Source organism: Micromonospora gifhornensis (assembly GCF_016863515.1).
Taxonomy (GTDB): domain Bacteria; phylum Actinomycetota; class Actinomycetes; order Mycobacteriales; family Micromonosporaceae; genus Micromonospora; species Micromonospora gifhornensis.
The window spans coordinates 1-14,175 of the sequence record NZ_BOPA01000044.1 but is presented as its reverse complement, the minus strand read 5'-3'; the positions used below and the strand labels follow the sequence as shown (position 1 = coordinate 14,175).

The following is a 14,175-nucleotide window of genomic DNA, read 5'->3' as shown; positions in this document are numbered from 1 at the left end:
CCGGGCTGCGGGGCGACCGACGCCGGGAGGTGGCGGACGAGGCGTTGGTGCGGTCGCTGTTCCACGAGCACGGGCGGGCGATGCTCGCGTACGCGTCGCAGTTGACCCGGGACCGGGCGGCGGCCGAGGACGTGGTGCAGGAGGCTCTGGTTCGGGCCTGGCGGCATCCGGACAGCCTGGTCAACGGCAAGGGATCGGTACGCGGCTGGCTGCTGACAGTGGTCCGCAACATCGTCACCGACCAGGTGCGCGCCCGTCGGGCCCGGCCCACCGAGGTGCCGGAGTCGCCCACCGACGTCGCCATCCAACGCGACCACGCCGACCAGGTGGTCAACTCGATGGTGGTGATGGACGCCCTCAACCAGCTCTCCACCGAACACCGTGAGGTGTTGGAGCAGGTGTACCTACTGGGGAGTACAGTCGCGGAAGCCGCCAAGGCGTTGAACATCCCGCCGGGAACGGTCAAGTCACGCTCCTACTACGCACTCCGCGCGCTGCGCGACATCGCAAAGCGCCCGGTCGAAGCGGAACGGCCTGCCTCATGAGCACAAACTCGTCGCACCCGGCCGATGAACACGTTGACATCGGCGGATATCTCATGCAGACGCTCGACGCCGAGCAGGTCCGACAGATCGAGGAGCACCTGACCGGCTGCGCGGAGTGCCGCGACGAGGTCGAGTCCCTACGGGAGTACGAGATGGCGTTGGAGGCGGTACCCGACGCGATGCTGCTGGAAGGACCGCCCGAGGGCGGTGACCTGCTGCTGCAACGCACCCTCCGGCAGATCCGGTCGGAGTCGCGGGAGCAGCGGCAGCGCCGGACCAGTCTGATCGCGGTGGCTGCGGCTGCGGCCGTCGCCGCCTCCGTCTCGGCCGGCGTGATGGTGGGGCGCTCGGCCGACGGTGCGGCCGCGCAGGTCGCCGCCGGGCCGACCCCGGCCGTGTCCGCCACTCCCGCCGCCCCGGGGACCCGGTTCGCCACCGCACTGGACCCGGACACCGGTGTGCGCATGACGGTCGCGGTGGCGCCGTCCGAGGGCTGGGTCCGGGTCAACGCGGCGGTTCTCGGTATACCGGCCGGGGAACGCTGTCGGTTGATCGTCGTCGGTCGGGACGGCAGCACCATCCTGGCCGGCAGTTGGCTGGTCTCCGCGAAGGGCGAGACCGAGGGCGTCTCGCTGGACGGCAGTGCCCTGATCGCGCCGTCCGAGGTGGTCGCGGTCCGGGTGGAGAACACCGACGGCAAGACGTACGCCGACGTGGCGCTGTAGGCGTCGGCACCAGTTACCGGCCGGGGCACCCGTAGCGGGCCCCGGCCGGTGTGGTTACCGGAACAGGTCGGCGCAGGCCGCCGGGTCGGCGGCGGCAAAGCCCTCCCGGAACGCCTGCACCCGGGCGAAACCGGACGGGATGCTGCGGCCGTCGACGTCGGCGGCGATCAGGCTCTCCGGGGCGAGCATCTCCGCCACCGCCTCGTCCAGGTCCCCCGGGGACAGGGCCAGCGGGGCACCCCGCCCGGCCGTGATCGTCCCCGCCCAGAATCCGGTCAGGCAGGCCGTGCGCCCCGCCGCAGCGACACCGCGCAACGGCAGCCCGGCGGCCTGCTGCACGGCGAGCGCGTACCTGGAGGCGATCTCGGCGAAGGCCGCGAAGTCCCCGATCCCGTCACCCCCGTCGGACCGGGCCGTGCCGATCGCGGCCAGCCCGGCGAGGTCCAGCCCGAGCGTGCCCGTCGCCGGGCAGTACGACACCGGCGCGGTACGGCCGCCCTCGGGGCAGTCTGCGACGGTCGTGCCGACGATCGGGGCGGTGTTCGGCCCGAACGCCGCCCGCAGTGTCGACAGCAGGGCCGCCAGCGCGTCCGGGTCGTCGACCGGCAGGTTGCCGTCGTCACCGGGGACCACCGCAGCCGCCGACTGCTGGGTGATCCGCCCGCGTACCTCCGTCTCGTCGATCCGGGCGCAGCGACCGGACCCGTCACCGAACCCGAACTGGAAGGCCGAGACCCGGTCGAAGGCGTTGCCGTGCGCGCCGTCGGTGTCGAAGCCGACCTCCGTCGAGTCGCGGATGAAGAAGAGGGTGCCGAGGACCTGGTTGAGGCCCGGGCCGGTGGCGAGTCGGTAGTGCGGCCCGTTTCCCTCGGCGAGCCAGCGGAAGAAGGCGCCTGTGTAACAGTCGGCCTGCTGTTCCCGCACGATCGAACTGGTCGACCCGCCGACGCCCAGCCGGAACTGCACGGCGTGGCCGAACTCGTGGGCCAGCACCGCCACCACCGACATCGTGCCGAAGGTGTCGGCCAGGGTGGGCAGTAGTTCGCCCCGGTCCCAGGCGACCGTGTCCTCCGCCGGGCAGTAGAAGGCGTTGACCAGGCCCGTCGTGTCGGTGCCGCAGACGACCGGTCCGGGACCGGTCGAGTCGTACGAGAACAGACGCCGGACCGGCGCGAACGGTACGCCGAAGGTTGCCGGCAGCTCCTGCGCCCAGTAGCGCTGCACGTCCTCGACCGCGTTCAACGCGAGGCGGTCGATCTCGCCGCCGTCGCCGTTCACCGCGGTCAGTCCGGTGTCGGGCACACCGGGTCGGGGACCGCTCTGGCCCGAGGTGATCTCCAGTCCGGCAGCCCGGGTCGGGCTCCACTGCTCGGTCTCGGCGGTGCCGGCCACCGACCGGGCGCACCCCGCGAGCAGTACCGCCGCCAGCAGCACCGCCACCCCGTTGATCCGATTTCCCACTCTCGGGCACCTTTCTCGTTGAGCTTGCCGGCCGCCCCGGTCAGGAGGCCGGGCACCACAAACGGGTGTGCCGGCCCGCGCGAGGCGGAGCCGGCACACCCGGTGAAGCAGCGGAGGGGTCAGCCGAAGAGGACGGAGGCGACCGTGTCGTCGAAGTTGATCGAGGCGAGGTCGGCGACGTCGCCGTTCACCACGACCGAGCGGCCGGTGCAGTCCGGCCCGGACCAGAGCTTGAGCGAACCCGACGTGATCAGCGAGGAGGCGACACCGACCCGGCCGACGTTTCGGCAACCGCTGCCGGCGACCCCCTGGGACGGGCCGAGGTCGCTGAAGTTGGCGTCGTCGAAGAGGGTGACGCCGGTCGCCGGTGGAACGTTCGACCCGCCGTCCCGCGGGGTGTCCGCACCGCCGGCCTTCTGACCGTTCGGGGTGATGCCGAACCAGGTGCCGCCGACGCCCTGCCCGAGGGTTTCACCGGGCTGGGTGTCGCGGGCGAACCGGTACACCGGCCAGCCGTTGATGGTGACCTGAAGCCGGCCGTCGTCCCGCCGTACGGTGCCGATCGCCGACTGCTCGACCCCGGCGACGAAGATCGTGCCGCCGGGGGCGATGGTCACCGGGGGCCAGGTGGCCGCGCAGTCGCCGTTGCAGTTCGACTTCGACGGCCTGTTGCTGTCGTTGTCGAAGCGGTAGAGGGTCAGCCGGGCGCCGTTCACCACGACCGGGTCGAGGTCGCCGGCTCTGCTCGCGGTGAGCTGAACCCACTTTGCCGCGGCCCGGGCCACCGCACCCTTCGGTACGCCGCCGTTCGGCACCGCCCAGTCCCCGGTGTTGGCGGGGGAGTTGTTGCCTCGGGCGGTGCCGGTGAGCAGGGAGAGCCCGGCAGCGCCCTCGCCGGGCACCGTAGCGGGGGTGGTCCCGCCCTGTCCGACTGCGCTGGACTGCGGGGCGGGGGTGCTCGGGGTCGAGTCGCAGGCGGCCAGCGCGGCACCGACCGCCATCAGCACAACAACGGACAAAGCACTCTTTCGCGACACTGTTCTCTCCGTTTTCTCCTGGTTTAAGCGCCTTCAAAGCCGCTCGGCATCTACACGCAGCCAGACTGAAAACGGTTCAGAGGTCTCGTGCTCGTGGCTGAGCCGAGAAGGGCGGCCGACCGACGACCGTCATCCGAAATACATGACGAGTCATGAATGTTGGGGGGAGTGCCGGTCCACCACGGATCGGCACAACGAATCGGGGAAAGGATGCTCGCCATGTCTGAGCTTCGGACCGTCGCTGTCACCGGTGCCGCGAGCGGCCTGGGGCGTGAGCTCGCGCTGCAGTTCGCCGCGTCGGGCTACACGGTCTACGGGACCGCGCTTTCGATGGAGGAGGCCGGCGGTCTCGCGGACGAGCCGGGTGTCAACCTCAGCGTCGTCGACGTCGCCGACGATTCGGCCGTCCGTGCCTGGGCGGACGAGGTTGCCGAGGCCGTGGGCGACCATGGCCTGGACATCCTGATCAACAACGCCGGCATCCTCACCCCGGGCCCGCTGGAGGTGCTGCCCATCGCGGAGATACGCCGGGAGTTCGACGTCAACGTCTTCGGCACCATCTCGGCGACAAATGCCTTCCTGCCGTTGCTGCGCACCGCCCGGGGGCGGATCGTGCTGATCGGCGCGATGACCGGTCGCTTCCCGTTGCAGTTCAACGGACCGTCGAGCGCGACCAAGGCCGCGCTCGAGGCGATCGCCGACGTCTACCGCAACGAACTGCGTCCGTTCGGGGTCGACGTGGTGATCGCCCAGGCCGGAAACATGCTCACCGGCGGACCGGCCAAGACCGCTGCGGCGCTGGACCGCGTCACCGAGAGCTTCACCGCGCAGCAGCGAGATCTGTACGGCGAGAACTTCGCCGCCTTCAAGGACGCGCTCAACGGCATGCAGGGTTCCGGGCTGCCTGCCGTGGACGCGGCGGCCTGGGTGGTCCGCCTCGCCACCGAGGAGCCTGCCCCCAGTCGGGCACCGGTCGGGCAGGACGCGGTGGAGATCCTGCGCCGGGTCGCCAGTGACACCGACGAGCAACTCGACGCGCTGCGCGCCGAACTGCTGGGTTCCCGCGTCGCCTGAGCCCGGCCTGCCGTCGCCGGGGCGGTGGACGACCCTGCCCACCGTCCCGGCATCACCGTTCTGGACCCAGCCGCACCGGCTGCCGAAATACATGACTCGTCATGTACGTTGAGGTCGGTGGGCGCGCCGTGAGCCGCCGTCAGACCCCACCAACCCGGAAAGGCATCACCATGCAGTTCGGCATCTTCTCCGTCAGTGACGTCACCCGGAACCCGGTCACCGGCACCACACCGAGCGAGGCGGAACGCATCGACGCCCTGACCCGGATCGCGGTAAAGGCCGAAGAAGTCGGTCTGGACGTCTTCGCGATCGGCGAGCACCACAACCCGCCGTTCTTCTCCTCCTCCCCGGCGGCCTTCCTGGCCCACGTCGCCGCGCTGACCAAGCGGATCATCCTCTCGACCTCGGTCACCTTGATCACCACGAACGATCCCGTGCGCATCGCCGAGGAGTACGCGATGGTCCAACACCTGGCCAAGGGCCGGCTGGACCTCACGCTCGGTCGCGGCAACACCGTTCCCGTCTATCCCTGGTTCGGTCAGGACATCCGTAAAGGGCTGCCGCTGGCCCTGGAGAACTACAACCTGCTGCACCGGCTGTGGCGGGAGGACGTCGTGGACTGGGAGGGCTCGTACCGCTCGGCTTTGCAGGGCTTCACCTCGACCCCTCGGCCGCTCGACGACGTACCGCCCTTCGTCTGGCACGGCTCGATCCGTACGCCGGAGATCGCCGAGCAGGCCGCCTACTACGGCAACGGCTTCTTCGCCAACAACATCCTGGCTCCGACCGGGCACTTCCTGCCGCTCGTCAACCTCTACCGGCGGCGCTTCGCCCACTACGGGCACGGCACCGAGGAGCAGGCGATCGTCGGGCTGGGCGGTCAGGCCTTCATCGCCCGCCGGTCGCAGGACGCCTTTCGCACCTTCCGCCCGTACTTCGACGAGGCACCGGTCTACGACCACAGCATCTCGCTGGAGACGTACGCCGAGCGCACCCCGCTGAGCGTCGGCAGCCCGCAGCAGGTCATCGACAAGACGCTCGAATTCCAGGAGATGTTCGGCGACTACCAGCGCCAACTCTGGGTCATGGACCACGCCGGCATGCCGCTGAAGATGGTTCTCGAACAGCTCGACCTGCTCGGCGAGGAGGTCGTCCCGGTGCTGCGCAAGGAGATGGCGTCGCGTCGCTCCCCACAGGCCGCCCCGGCACCCACCCATGAGCAGCGGGTCCGGCAGAAGTACGGCGACGGGCAGCCGCGGCAGCCGCGACCCAACGCCAACCGTGGTGACAACGTCACGGGCACCTCGCCCTACCAGGACAGCGACCCCGCGACGCCCGCCGTCTACCCGGTGATCCGGTGAACGCGGAGGAGCGGCTGGCGAACGAGGCCTGGGAGAGCCTTTTCAGGGCCCAGGTCCTCCTCGCCCGCCGGTTCCTGGCCGACGACATCTGGCACGAGCTCACGCCCAACGAGTACGACGTCCTCTACACGCTCAGGAAATCGCCTCGGGGCATGAGCATGACGGAGATCAACCGCGGCATCCTCATGACGCAGGCCGGGGTGTCGCGGTTGTGCAGCCGGCTCGTGCAGCGCGGACTCGTCGCTCGCGACTGCGACCCCCGTGACCGTCGCGCCTCCGTCCTCACGTTGACCGAGAAGGGCGCCGCGCTCCAGCGGGCCGTCGGCACCCGCCACGCCCAGGCGGTCACGTCGGCCATGACAGCGGCGCTCACCCCGGCCCAGCTCACCGAGCTGCGGGCCCTCGCCCAGCAGATCATCGACCGGGTCGACCCCGGCCCCACCCGACACGACAGTCAGGACTCGGCATGACCTTCGAGCCCTCGCGCGTCCCGGCGACCGCCGCCGACACCGCGCCCGCGAACACCGACCCGATGCCCGCCGACACCGCGCCCCGCCGCATCGTCGTGGTCAACGGTGGTACGAGCGTGCCCTCGTCCTCGCGTCGGCTCGCCGACCGCATCGCGCAGAAGACCCTCGACCGGCTCGCTGCCCGGGACATCAAGGCCACCGTCGCGATCATCGACCTCGGGCCGCTCGCCGGTGAGATCGCCAGCGCCATCGTCACTGGTCACCCGCAAGGTGATCTCCTCACGGCGATCCAGACCCTGGCCGCGGCCGACGGCGTGGTCGTCACCACGCCCGTCTACAAGGCCGGCATGAGCGGGCTGTTGAAATCCTTCGTGGACGTGCTCGACAACGACCTGCTCATCGCCACACCCATCGCGCTCGGTGCCACCGCGGGCACCTCGCGGCACGCCCTGGTGATCGACGATCAGCTGCGTCCGCTCTTCGCCTTCATGCGGGCTCTGCCGGTCCCGACCTCGGTCTTCGCCGCTCCTGAGGACTGGGGCGACGCCTCCCTCGGCAGTCGGATCGACCGCACGGCGGCCGAGTTGGCGGCGCTCGTGGCGAGTTCCGTCCGCAGCGCCATCACCGACCAGAGTTGGGACAGCTACCAGCACACCTGGGGTGGAAACGCCCGGCCGGGCAGCAGCCCGCTGGAGATCGACTTCAACACCGACCTCATGCGGCTCGCGACCGGCGGGTCGAGCCGGGCCGGCCGGGAGATCGGCACAGCCTGAGGCGGTGCCGACGGGCCGGGAGAGCAGCTCGGGCGGGTCGGTTAGCCTGCCTGGTCATGGGGGCATCCGACGACGACCGGCTGGACCTGGTCGTCGATCCGGTCCGACCCACCGGGCGTACGCTGCTGGCCGGCGGTGTCGAGCAGTCGTACGTCGACCTTGCCGATCCCACGTACCTGCACTTCGAGTACGTCCGGCGGATGGCCGCCGTGGCCGATCTCGCCGCGCCCGCCGGTCGGCCGCTGGACGTGCTGCACCTCGGCGGCGGCGCACTGACGCTGCCGCGTTACCTCGCCGCCACCCGGCCCGGCTCGGCACAGCTGGTCGTCGAGCGGGAGCCGGCCGTGGTCGACCTGGTGACACGCGAGCTGCCGCCCGTCCCGGCCGGTGTCGAGATCCACGTCGCCGACGCGCGGGACGCGGTGGCCGAGGTCCCCGCCGGGGCGTACGACCTGGTGCTCGCCGACATCTACCGGGCGGCCCGGATGCCGCCGCACGTGGCGACCGTGGCGTTCGCCGCCGAGGTCGCCCGGGTGCTGCGACCGGACGGCATCTACCTGGTGAACGTGACCGACCTGCCGCCGTTGGTCCTGGCCCGGGTGCAGGCGGCCACCCTGCGGGCGGTCTTCGCCGACGTCTGCGTCGTCGCCGACCGTCGGATGCTGCGCGGCCGGCGGTACGGCAACGTGGTCCTCGCCGCGGCGCTGCGCCCGGACCGACTACCCGTGGCGCGCCTGGTGGTACGAGCGCTGCGTGATCCGCTGCCCGGCGGCGTGCTGCACGGGCCGGCGCTCGACACGTTCATCGCCGGTGCCCGTCCGCGTACCGACGACGTCGAGCGGTGAGACCGGTCAGTCGTCGAGCAGCCCCGCATGGCCCGCGAGAGCTGCGGCCTGGGCGCGGTTGGAGACCCGCAACTTGCGCAGCAGCGCGGCCGACATCCGCTTCACGGTCCGGTCGGAGACGTGCATCTGATCGGCGATCTCCAGCGTGCTCCGGCCGGCGGCGATGGATCGGAGCAGGGCACGCTCCGCCTCGTCGAGGCTGACCGGCGGGAACCGGGCGGGTCGGAGCAACGTGCTCAGCAGTTGCGTCGGCATCACCGCCCAGCCGTCCAGGACCGCCAGCAGTGGGGGAAGCAGCTTCTCCGGCTCGGCGCTCTTGGGCACGTACGCCTCGGCGCCGGCCTCCAGCGCCTGGAGCGGCGAACTCAGGTCCTCCGCGTCGGACATGGCCACGATGCGGACCTGTGGCGTGGTCCGTCGGATGGCCGCCACGGCTCGGATCCCCCCGGGCGCCGGCATGTGCAGATCGACCAGGGCCAGGTCGGGTACGCACCGGCGGACCAGCGAGGCCGCCGCCGCGGCGTCGGCGGTGAAGCCCACCACCTGCGCCCGCCCATCCGTGGCGGCAGGAAGGAGCAGTTCGAGGCCGCGAGCGAAGATCGGCTGGCCGTCGACGACTGCGACCCGGATGGGGGAACAGTGTGACATGTTCGCTCCTTCCCGGTTAACGAGCCATCATGCGCATTCGTACCGAAGGTGATCCCGGACCGTGACTGGACCGGATGACCCAGCGGGGTCGCCGAATGGCCCATATGGGCCAGCGTCCGGGGAAGTGCCGTGGCGTACCTGCTGCGGCCTGAAGCAGCACATCCCCCGCAGGCCGTCTGTCGCCTGGAGGTGTGTTCATGACCGAAATCGTCCTGCGTCCGATCGCTGACGCGTTCATGCAGGTTGGTGTCTACGTCGCCGTGATGGTGGCGCTCTTCGGTTGGCTGCGCTGGCGCTACGGAGACCGGGTCACCGACGGGCTGACCCGGCATCGGCGGTTCGGGCCGATGGTCGGAGCGTTGCTGGGGGTGAGTCCCGGCTGCGGTGGCGCGATCATCCTCATGCCGCTGTACGCCCGAGGCAAGGTGTCGTTCGGCACGGTGATCGCCGCCCTGGTGGCGACCATGGGCGATTCCTCGTGGGTGGTGATGGCCTGGAATCCGATGTTCGCGCTCAAGATCCACACGCTGCTCTTCGTGGTCGGTCTGATCACCGGGTACGTGGTGGACGCGCTCGGCATCGACCCGGCGCGTGCGGTACGCCGGACGCCCGCCGTGGTGGCCGTGCCCGCCGGGTCCGCGGCGGTGGCCACGCCCGCCGGCTCCGCACCCCTCAGGCCCACGCCCGTCGGATCCGGCGTCGGCGGTTCGGGGTCCAGCCGTTCCGGGTCGGGCGGTTCCGGGTCGGGCGGTTCGGGGTCCTCGCCGGTCGGGTCCGGGGTCGGTGGCGGCCTGGTTGCGGTCGGCGTGCCCGACCTGGCCGGCTCACGACGGTTGCTCGGTGGCGTGCTGCCACAGCTGTCCGCGTCCACGATCTTCTGGGGCTTGACCGTGCCGGCCTTCGCCGTGTCGGTGCCGGTGCTGTTCCAACTTGTCGATCCGGCGGTGCTCACTCGGGCACTCGGTGGGATCGACCCGTACCTGGCGCTCGGTGTGCTCGGCACCCTGCTCGCCACGGTGATCTTCGCTGCCGGTCGTGGGCGGCTGGCCGACGACAACCTGGAGACCGCACACCCGCAGTCGATGGGGGCGACCATGCGGCACAGCGCCCACGAGGCGTCCTTCATCACCGTCTGGGTGGCGGTGGCGTACCTGGCCTGGCAGGTGGTCACCAGCACCACCGGATTCGACGGTTCACAGATCGCGCTCGGTGGGCTGCTGGGGGTGCTGATCGGTGCCGGCATCGGCCTGATTCCCGGCTGCGCGGTGCAGATCGTCTTCACCGGCCTGTACGTCAGCGGAGGGCTGCCACTGCCGACCCTGGTCGCGAACGCCATAAGTCAGGACGGCGACGCGTTGATCCCGCTCGCCGCGCTGCGCCGGCACTCCGCGTTGATGGCCACGGTCATCACCACCATTCCGGCGGTGGTGGTCGGGTCGGCCCTGCTGCTCCTGCTCTGACCAGCGCGGTCCTCGGCCGGGGTCGGTGGGCGTCAGTCCTGCGGACCCAGGCCGAGGTACGGGCCGAGCAGCCGGCGTAACCGGGCAAGCGTGATGTCCGCGGTCTTCCTCGCCTGCGTGCGGGCGGTGGCGCCGACGTCCTGGGACGCCCGCACGATGAGGGAGTCGATCAGCTCGGCCATCGTCTCCGGCTCCGGCTCACCGAACTCGGTGAGCGCCTGCCGCAGGGGCCCCTGGAGTTGGGCGTGGAACTCCTCCATCGGGCCCTGCAACACACGCGGTTCCACCACCCGGCTCAGGGCCCGGGCCACCGCCTGCTCGGAGCTTGCGAACAGGTCGACGTTCGCCACCACGTACGCCCAGATGCGGGTGCCCGGCGTCGGCGCCGCCGCCACCCGCTCCAGAACCTGGCCCGCCCAGGTCGGGAAGACGTCCGCCACGACGGCGGCGAGGAGATCCTCGGCGGAGGCGAAGTACTGGTAGACGCTGGAGCGGGCGAGCCCGGCACGACGTCCGATCGCCGCCATGGAGGGCGCCTGCTCGGTCTCGGCCAACAGAGCGCGTGCCGCGTCCAGCAGGGCACGCCGTTGTCGGGCGTGGTGCTCGGCGACGCTGGCCGCCTGGATCCGCGGCACGCGCTCCTCCTCGTCTGGGTAGCCGGTCTGGGCGGTGACCTCAGACCGAGGCGTTGCTCTCGGCGGGCAGCAGCCTGCCGTCGATCATCTCAAGCACCCGGTCGCAGTGGTGCAGCACCTCATGGTCGTGGGTGACCATGACGGTGGCGACCCCGTGTTCGTGCGCCTCACGGGCCAGCAGCGCGACGACGTCCTGACTGCGCTGGCGGTCCAGGGCCGCGGTCGGTTCGTCCACCAGAAGCACCTGCGGGCGGGTGACAAGTGCCCGCGCGATGCCGACCCGCTGCCGTTCGCCGCCGGAGAGCTGGTGCGGGCGTCGGTCCGCCTTGTGCGACATGCCGACCTCGGCCAGCAGTTCCCGAGGGTCGCGCGGGTTGGCGACCTTGCCGAAGGTCAGCGGCAGCCGTACCTGGTCCAGGCTGGTGAGCGAGGGGATCAGGTTGCCGCTCTGGAACACGAAGCCGATCCGCTCCCGACGGATCGCGGTGAGCCGGCGCGGCGACTGCGCACTGAGGTCCAGGTCGTTGAGCCGGATCGTGCCCGAGGTGGGGCTGATGAGCGCTCCGCAGACCGCCAGCAGGCTGGACTTGCCGGCGCCGGAGGGGCCGACGACCGCGACCAGCTCGCCCGCCTCGACCTCCATGTTGACCTTGTCGAGGGCGGTGACGGTGTCTTCGCCGTCGCCGTGGATCAGGGTGACGTCGGACAGGGACAGCATGGCGGTCATCGGTTGCCTCCGAGCGCGGTGAGCGGGTCGACGCGAGTGATGCGCAGGACGGCCACGGTGGCACCGACGACGCCCAGAATGAGCAGCAGAGCGGTGGCGACGGCGATGGGTGCGGCCTCCAGCACGAACGGCATGGGGGTGGCCGAGATGGCGGCACCGGCTGCCACGCCGATCGCGACGCCGACCCCGGCGGAGAGGACCAGGAGCACCACCGACTGGAGCAGGCTGTCCCGAAGCAGGTAACGGGTGCTGGCACCGAGCGCCCGGATCACCGCGATCTCCTGCTTGCGCTGCACGGTGAGCACGGTGAAGAACGCGCCCACCACGAGGGCCGAGATGGCGTAGAGGAAGACCTGGATCAGCTGAAGCGTGGAGGTCTCGGCGGTGTAGCCCGGCGAGGCGCCGAAGGACTGCTCCAGGGTCATGGAGGTCGTGCCGGCGTCCTTGTCGCCGGCCGCCAGGTCGACGTCGGCACCGTCGGCGGCGCGTACGGCGACCGCGGTGATCTCGTTGTAGATGCGCTCGGGTGCGGCGTCGCCCGCCCGTACGCCTGCCTTCACTTCCTGCCACGAGCGCAGCGGGAGGTAACCGATGTCGACGTGGCCGAAGGTGTGCTGCTCGCCGAGGATGCCCACCACCTTGAGGGGGGTCCCGGCGGGTTCCAGTTCGATCGTGTCGCCCACCGAGATGCCCAGTTCGGCGGCGGTGGAGCTGATCACCACCTCGCCTTCGCCGGCCAGGCGCTGACCCTCGGCGACGGCCGGGTCGAGGAAGGAGCCGACCTCGACGCCGAAGAGGGCGAGGTCGACCTCGATTCCCTCGTTCGTCCGACCGTTGGCGAGGGTGTTGCCCAGCGGTGCCGCCTCGGCGACACCGTCCTGGGTCGCCCAGGTGTCGACGGCTGAGGTCTCGACCACGCTGCGGGAGAAGGCGGAGTCCTTGGCGACCTCGTGCTGGAAGGCCAGCGAGGTCACGGGGAGACGTTTCAGGCCGGAGACTCCGTCATTGACCAGCCCGACGGAGAGTCCGCTCAGCAGTACGGTGAGGATCGCGATGAGCGCGACGACGACGCCCATCAGGGCGAATCGACCGCGGGCGAAAGTAAGTTCGCGTATGGCGAGGAACATGGGCTCACCGCATCCGATAGGTAGCCGACAGCATGTCGGCAAAGATACCGACGCCCTGTCGAGAAGATGGCGCCAGGACGGATGCTGTGAATCAACTCACGCAGAGTGAGGGTTGACCTCGCCGAATTGCGGCTCGGCGGGTGGTCGCCCCTTCAATTCGTGAAAGCCGGGCCGGTTTCACGATCATTGCCGGTCCGGTACGCCTCCCGGGCGCTGGCGCTGGCGCTGGCGCTGGCGCTGGCGCGGGTGCGGGTGCGGGTGCGCCGACGACCGAATCATGCGTAAACGCCGATGTTAGCGCCATCAGGGAGCGCGCTGCGGATGCGCCGTCCTGGGCCGGGGCGGTGGACAGGGCGGTGCCTGCACAACGACGGTCGGCACTGGCCGCGCCCGCCTTCCCGGCGCGGACAGTCTCCGTGAAACCGCCAAGTTACGACTTGACGAACGACATGTTATCGCCCACATTCGATGTTCAAGGGTGATGACGCCGGAGGTTCACCGGGCAGGCCTGTGTCGTCGGATCTTGGTTCAGGCGTGCGCCAGGGCATGCGGACGCCACTGTTAGCGCTAACACGCTACGGCTCGGTCGCTGCGCGTCGTGGTGTGCCCGTCCTGGGCCGTTCGGGGTCCTGGTCATCTTGAAGGAGGATCATGTCTGCCTTTGGTAGATCTGAATTGCTCGCGCCGCCGCCGTCGCGTCGGCGCGGGCGGTTGCTGCGCGTCGTCGCGGCCGGCGTGGCGGCGGTGGTGGGCGGTGTCACCGCCGTGGCGGTGACGTCGACCCCGGCCGCTGCGGCGACTGTCGACACGAACGCCTGGTACGTGCTGCTCAACCGCAACAGCGGCAAGGCCCTGGACGTGTACAACCTGGCCACCAACGATGGAGCGCGGATCACCCAGTGGGCGCGTAACAACGGCAACCAGCAGCAGTGGCAGTTCGTCGACTCGGGCGGCGGCTACTACCGCCTGAAGTCGCGGCTGTCGGGCAAGGTGCTCGACATCTACAACTGGTCGACCGCCAACGGCGGCAGCATCGTGCAGTGGACCGACCACAACGGAGCGAACCAGCAGTTCCGGCTGGCCGACTCCGACGGTGGCCACATCCGGCTGATCAGCCGGCACAGCAACAAGGTGGTGGAGGTGCAGGGCGCCTCGACCGCCGACGGTGGAAACATCGTGCAGTACGACGACTGGAACGGCGCCAACCAGCAGTGGCAGCTCGTCCGCGTCGACGGGGGCAACAACCCCGACCCGACCCCCACCACGCCGCCGCCGACCGGCACCTGC

At 70.5% G+C, this 14,175-nt stretch carries 15 protein-coding genes; 9 read left to right on the top strand and 6 right to left on the bottom strand.

Annotation, left to right across the window (positions count from 1 at the left end; all coding sequences use genetic code 11):
* The first annotated feature begins 29 nt into the window (after positions 1-29).
* Both Vgi01_RS26030 and Vgi01_RS26025 read left to right on the top strand, forming a co-directional pair.
* Positions 30-545 carry a sigma-70 family RNA polymerase sigma factor gene (locus tag Vgi01_RS26030; protein WP_425559701.1) on the top strand — a complete coding sequence of 172 codons (516 nt, stop codon included), beginning with the start codon at positions 30-32 and terminating at the stop codon, positions 543-545.
* Complete coding sequence (locus Vgi01_RS26025; protein WP_204292836.1) at positions 542-1,270, top strand: zf-HC2 domain-containing protein; 729 nt, start codon at positions 542-544, stop codon at positions 1,268-1,270. The genes Vgi01_RS26030 and Vgi01_RS26025 overlap by 4 nt, the downstream gene beginning before the upstream one ends.
* 54 nt (positions 1,271-1,324) lie before the next feature.
* Here Vgi01_RS26025 and Vgi01_RS26020 read toward each other — a convergent pair whose 3' ends face one another.
* Positions 1,325-2,731, bottom strand: coding sequence for a neutral zinc metallopeptidase (locus Vgi01_RS26020; RefSeq protein WP_204292835.1), 1,407 nt, complete (start codon positions 2,729-2,731; stop codon positions 1,325-1,327).
* A gap of 119 nt (positions 2,732-2,850) precedes the next feature.
* Complete coding sequence (locus Vgi01_RS26015; protein ID WP_239089163.1) at positions 2,851-3,750, bottom strand: hypothetical protein; 900 nt, start codon at positions 3,748-3,750, stop codon at positions 2,851-2,853.
* A gap of 237 nt (positions 3,751-3,987) precedes the next feature.
* Between Vgi01_RS26015 and Vgi01_RS26010 the strand changes: the two genes are divergently transcribed.
* The 5 genes from Vgi01_RS26010 to Vgi01_RS25990 all read left to right on the top strand — a co-directional run bounded on the left by Vgi01_RS26010 (position 3,988) and on the right by Vgi01_RS25990 (position 8,291).
* The gene (locus tag Vgi01_RS26010; RefSeq protein ID WP_204292834.1) at positions 3,988-4,842 is read left to right on the top strand and encodes an SDR family NAD(P)-dependent oxidoreductase; all 855 of its coding nucleotides are present in this window, start codon (positions 3,988-3,990) and stop codon (positions 4,840-4,842) included.
* Positions 4,843-5,012: 170 nt separating this feature from the next.
* Entirely contained in the window at positions 5,013-6,203 is a 1,191-nt protein-coding gene (locus tag Vgi01_RS26005) for an LLM class flavin-dependent oxidoreductase (protein WP_102660609.1), read from the top strand.
* Positions 6,200-6,673 (top strand): MarR family winged helix-turn-helix transcriptional regulator, encoded by a 474-nt coding sequence (locus Vgi01_RS26000; protein ID WP_102660608.1) that lies wholly within the window; start codon positions 6,200-6,202, stop codon positions 6,671-6,673. The genes Vgi01_RS26005 and Vgi01_RS26000 overlap by 4 nt, the downstream gene beginning before the upstream one ends.
* Positions 6,670-7,446, top strand: a complete 777-nt coding sequence (locus Vgi01_RS25995) for a CE1759 family FMN reductase (RefSeq protein ID WP_239089162.1) — start codon at positions 6,670-6,672, stop codon at positions 7,444-7,446. The genes Vgi01_RS26000 and Vgi01_RS25995 overlap by 4 nt, the downstream gene beginning before the upstream one ends.
* A 56-nt stretch (positions 7,447-7,502) precedes the next feature.
* Positions 7,503-8,291 (top strand): spermidine synthase, encoded by a 789-nt coding sequence (locus tag Vgi01_RS25990; RefSeq protein ID WP_204292833.1) that lies wholly within the window; start codon positions 7,503-7,505, stop codon positions 8,289-8,291.
* Between the two features lie 6 nt (positions 8,292-8,297).
* Here Vgi01_RS25990 and Vgi01_RS25985 read toward each other — a convergent pair whose 3' ends face one another.
* Complete coding sequence (locus Vgi01_RS25985; RefSeq protein WP_204292832.1) at positions 8,298-8,939, bottom strand: response regulator transcription factor; 642 nt, start codon at positions 8,937-8,939, stop codon at positions 8,298-8,300.
* 197 nt (positions 8,940-9,136) lie between these two features.
* Between Vgi01_RS25985 and Vgi01_RS25980 the strand changes: the two genes are divergently transcribed.
* Positions 9,137-10,399, top strand: a complete 1,263-nt coding sequence (locus Vgi01_RS25980) for a putative manganese transporter (protein WP_204292831.1) — start codon at positions 9,137-9,139, stop codon at positions 10,397-10,399.
* 32 nt (positions 10,400-10,431) lie between these two features.
* On the opposite strand, the gene Vgi01_RS25975 is transcribed toward Vgi01_RS25980, so the two are convergent.
* The 3 genes from Vgi01_RS25975 to Vgi01_RS25965 are packed head-to-tail and all read right to left on the bottom strand — an operon-like array spanning position 10,432 to position 12,837.
* A complete protein-coding gene (locus tag Vgi01_RS25975; protein WP_204292830.1) occupies positions 10,432-11,034 on the bottom strand; it encodes a TetR/AcrR family transcriptional regulator in 603 nt (200 codons plus the stop codon).
* Positions 11,035-11,074: 40 nt separating this feature from the next.
* Positions 11,075-11,761 (bottom strand): ABC transporter ATP-binding protein, encoded by a 687-nt coding sequence (locus tag Vgi01_RS25970; RefSeq protein WP_204292829.1) that lies wholly within the window; start codon positions 11,759-11,761, stop codon positions 11,075-11,077.
* A complete protein-coding gene (locus Vgi01_RS25965; RefSeq protein ID WP_239089161.1) occupies positions 11,758-12,837 on the bottom strand; it encodes an ABC transporter permease in 1,080 nt (359 codons plus the stop codon). Before Vgi01_RS25965 ends, Vgi01_RS25970 begins: the two co-directional genes overlap by 4 nt.
* A gap of 702 nt (positions 12,838-13,539) precedes the next feature.
* On the opposite strand from Vgi01_RS25965, the gene Vgi01_RS25960 reads away from it, so the two are divergent.
* On the top strand, positions 13,540-14,175 hold a 636-nt coding region (locus Vgi01_RS25960), incomplete at its 3' end, for an RICIN domain-containing protein (RefSeq protein WP_204292827.1).

Coding starts and splice junctions, on each gene's coding strand:
- Vgi01_RS26025 (WP_204292836.1), top strand. CDS start 542: ATGAGCACAAACTCGTCGCACCCGGCCGATGAACACGTTGACATCGGC.
- Vgi01_RS26010 (WP_204292834.1), top strand. CDS start 3,988: ATGTCTGAGCTTCGGACCGTCGCTGTCACCGGTGCCGCGAGCGGCCTG.
- Vgi01_RS26005 (WP_102660609.1), top strand. CDS start 5,013: ATGCAGTTCGGCATCTTCTCCGTCAGTGACGTCACCCGGAACCCGGTC.
- Vgi01_RS25995 (WP_239089162.1), top strand. CDS start 6,670: ATGACCTTCGAGCCCTCGCGCGTCCCGGCGACCGCCGCCGACACCGCG.
- Vgi01_RS25990 (WP_204292833.1), top strand. CDS start 7,503: ATGGGGGCATCCGACGACGACCGGCTGGACCTGGTCGTCGATCCGGTC.
- Vgi01_RS25985 (WP_204292832.1), bottom strand. CDS start 8,939: ATGTCACACTGTTCCCCCATCCGGGTCGCAGTCGTCGACGGCCAGCCG.
- Vgi01_RS25980 (WP_204292831.1), top strand. CDS start 9,137: ATGACCGAAATCGTCCTGCGTCCGATCGCTGACGCGTTCATGCAGGTT.
- Vgi01_RS25970 (WP_204292829.1), bottom strand. CDS start 11,761: ATGACCGCCATGCTGTCCCTGTCCGACGTCACCCTGATCCACGGCGAC.
- Vgi01_RS25965 (WP_239089161.1), bottom strand. CDS start 12,837: ATGGGCGTCGTCGTCGCGCTCATCGCGATCCTCACCGTACTGCTGAGC.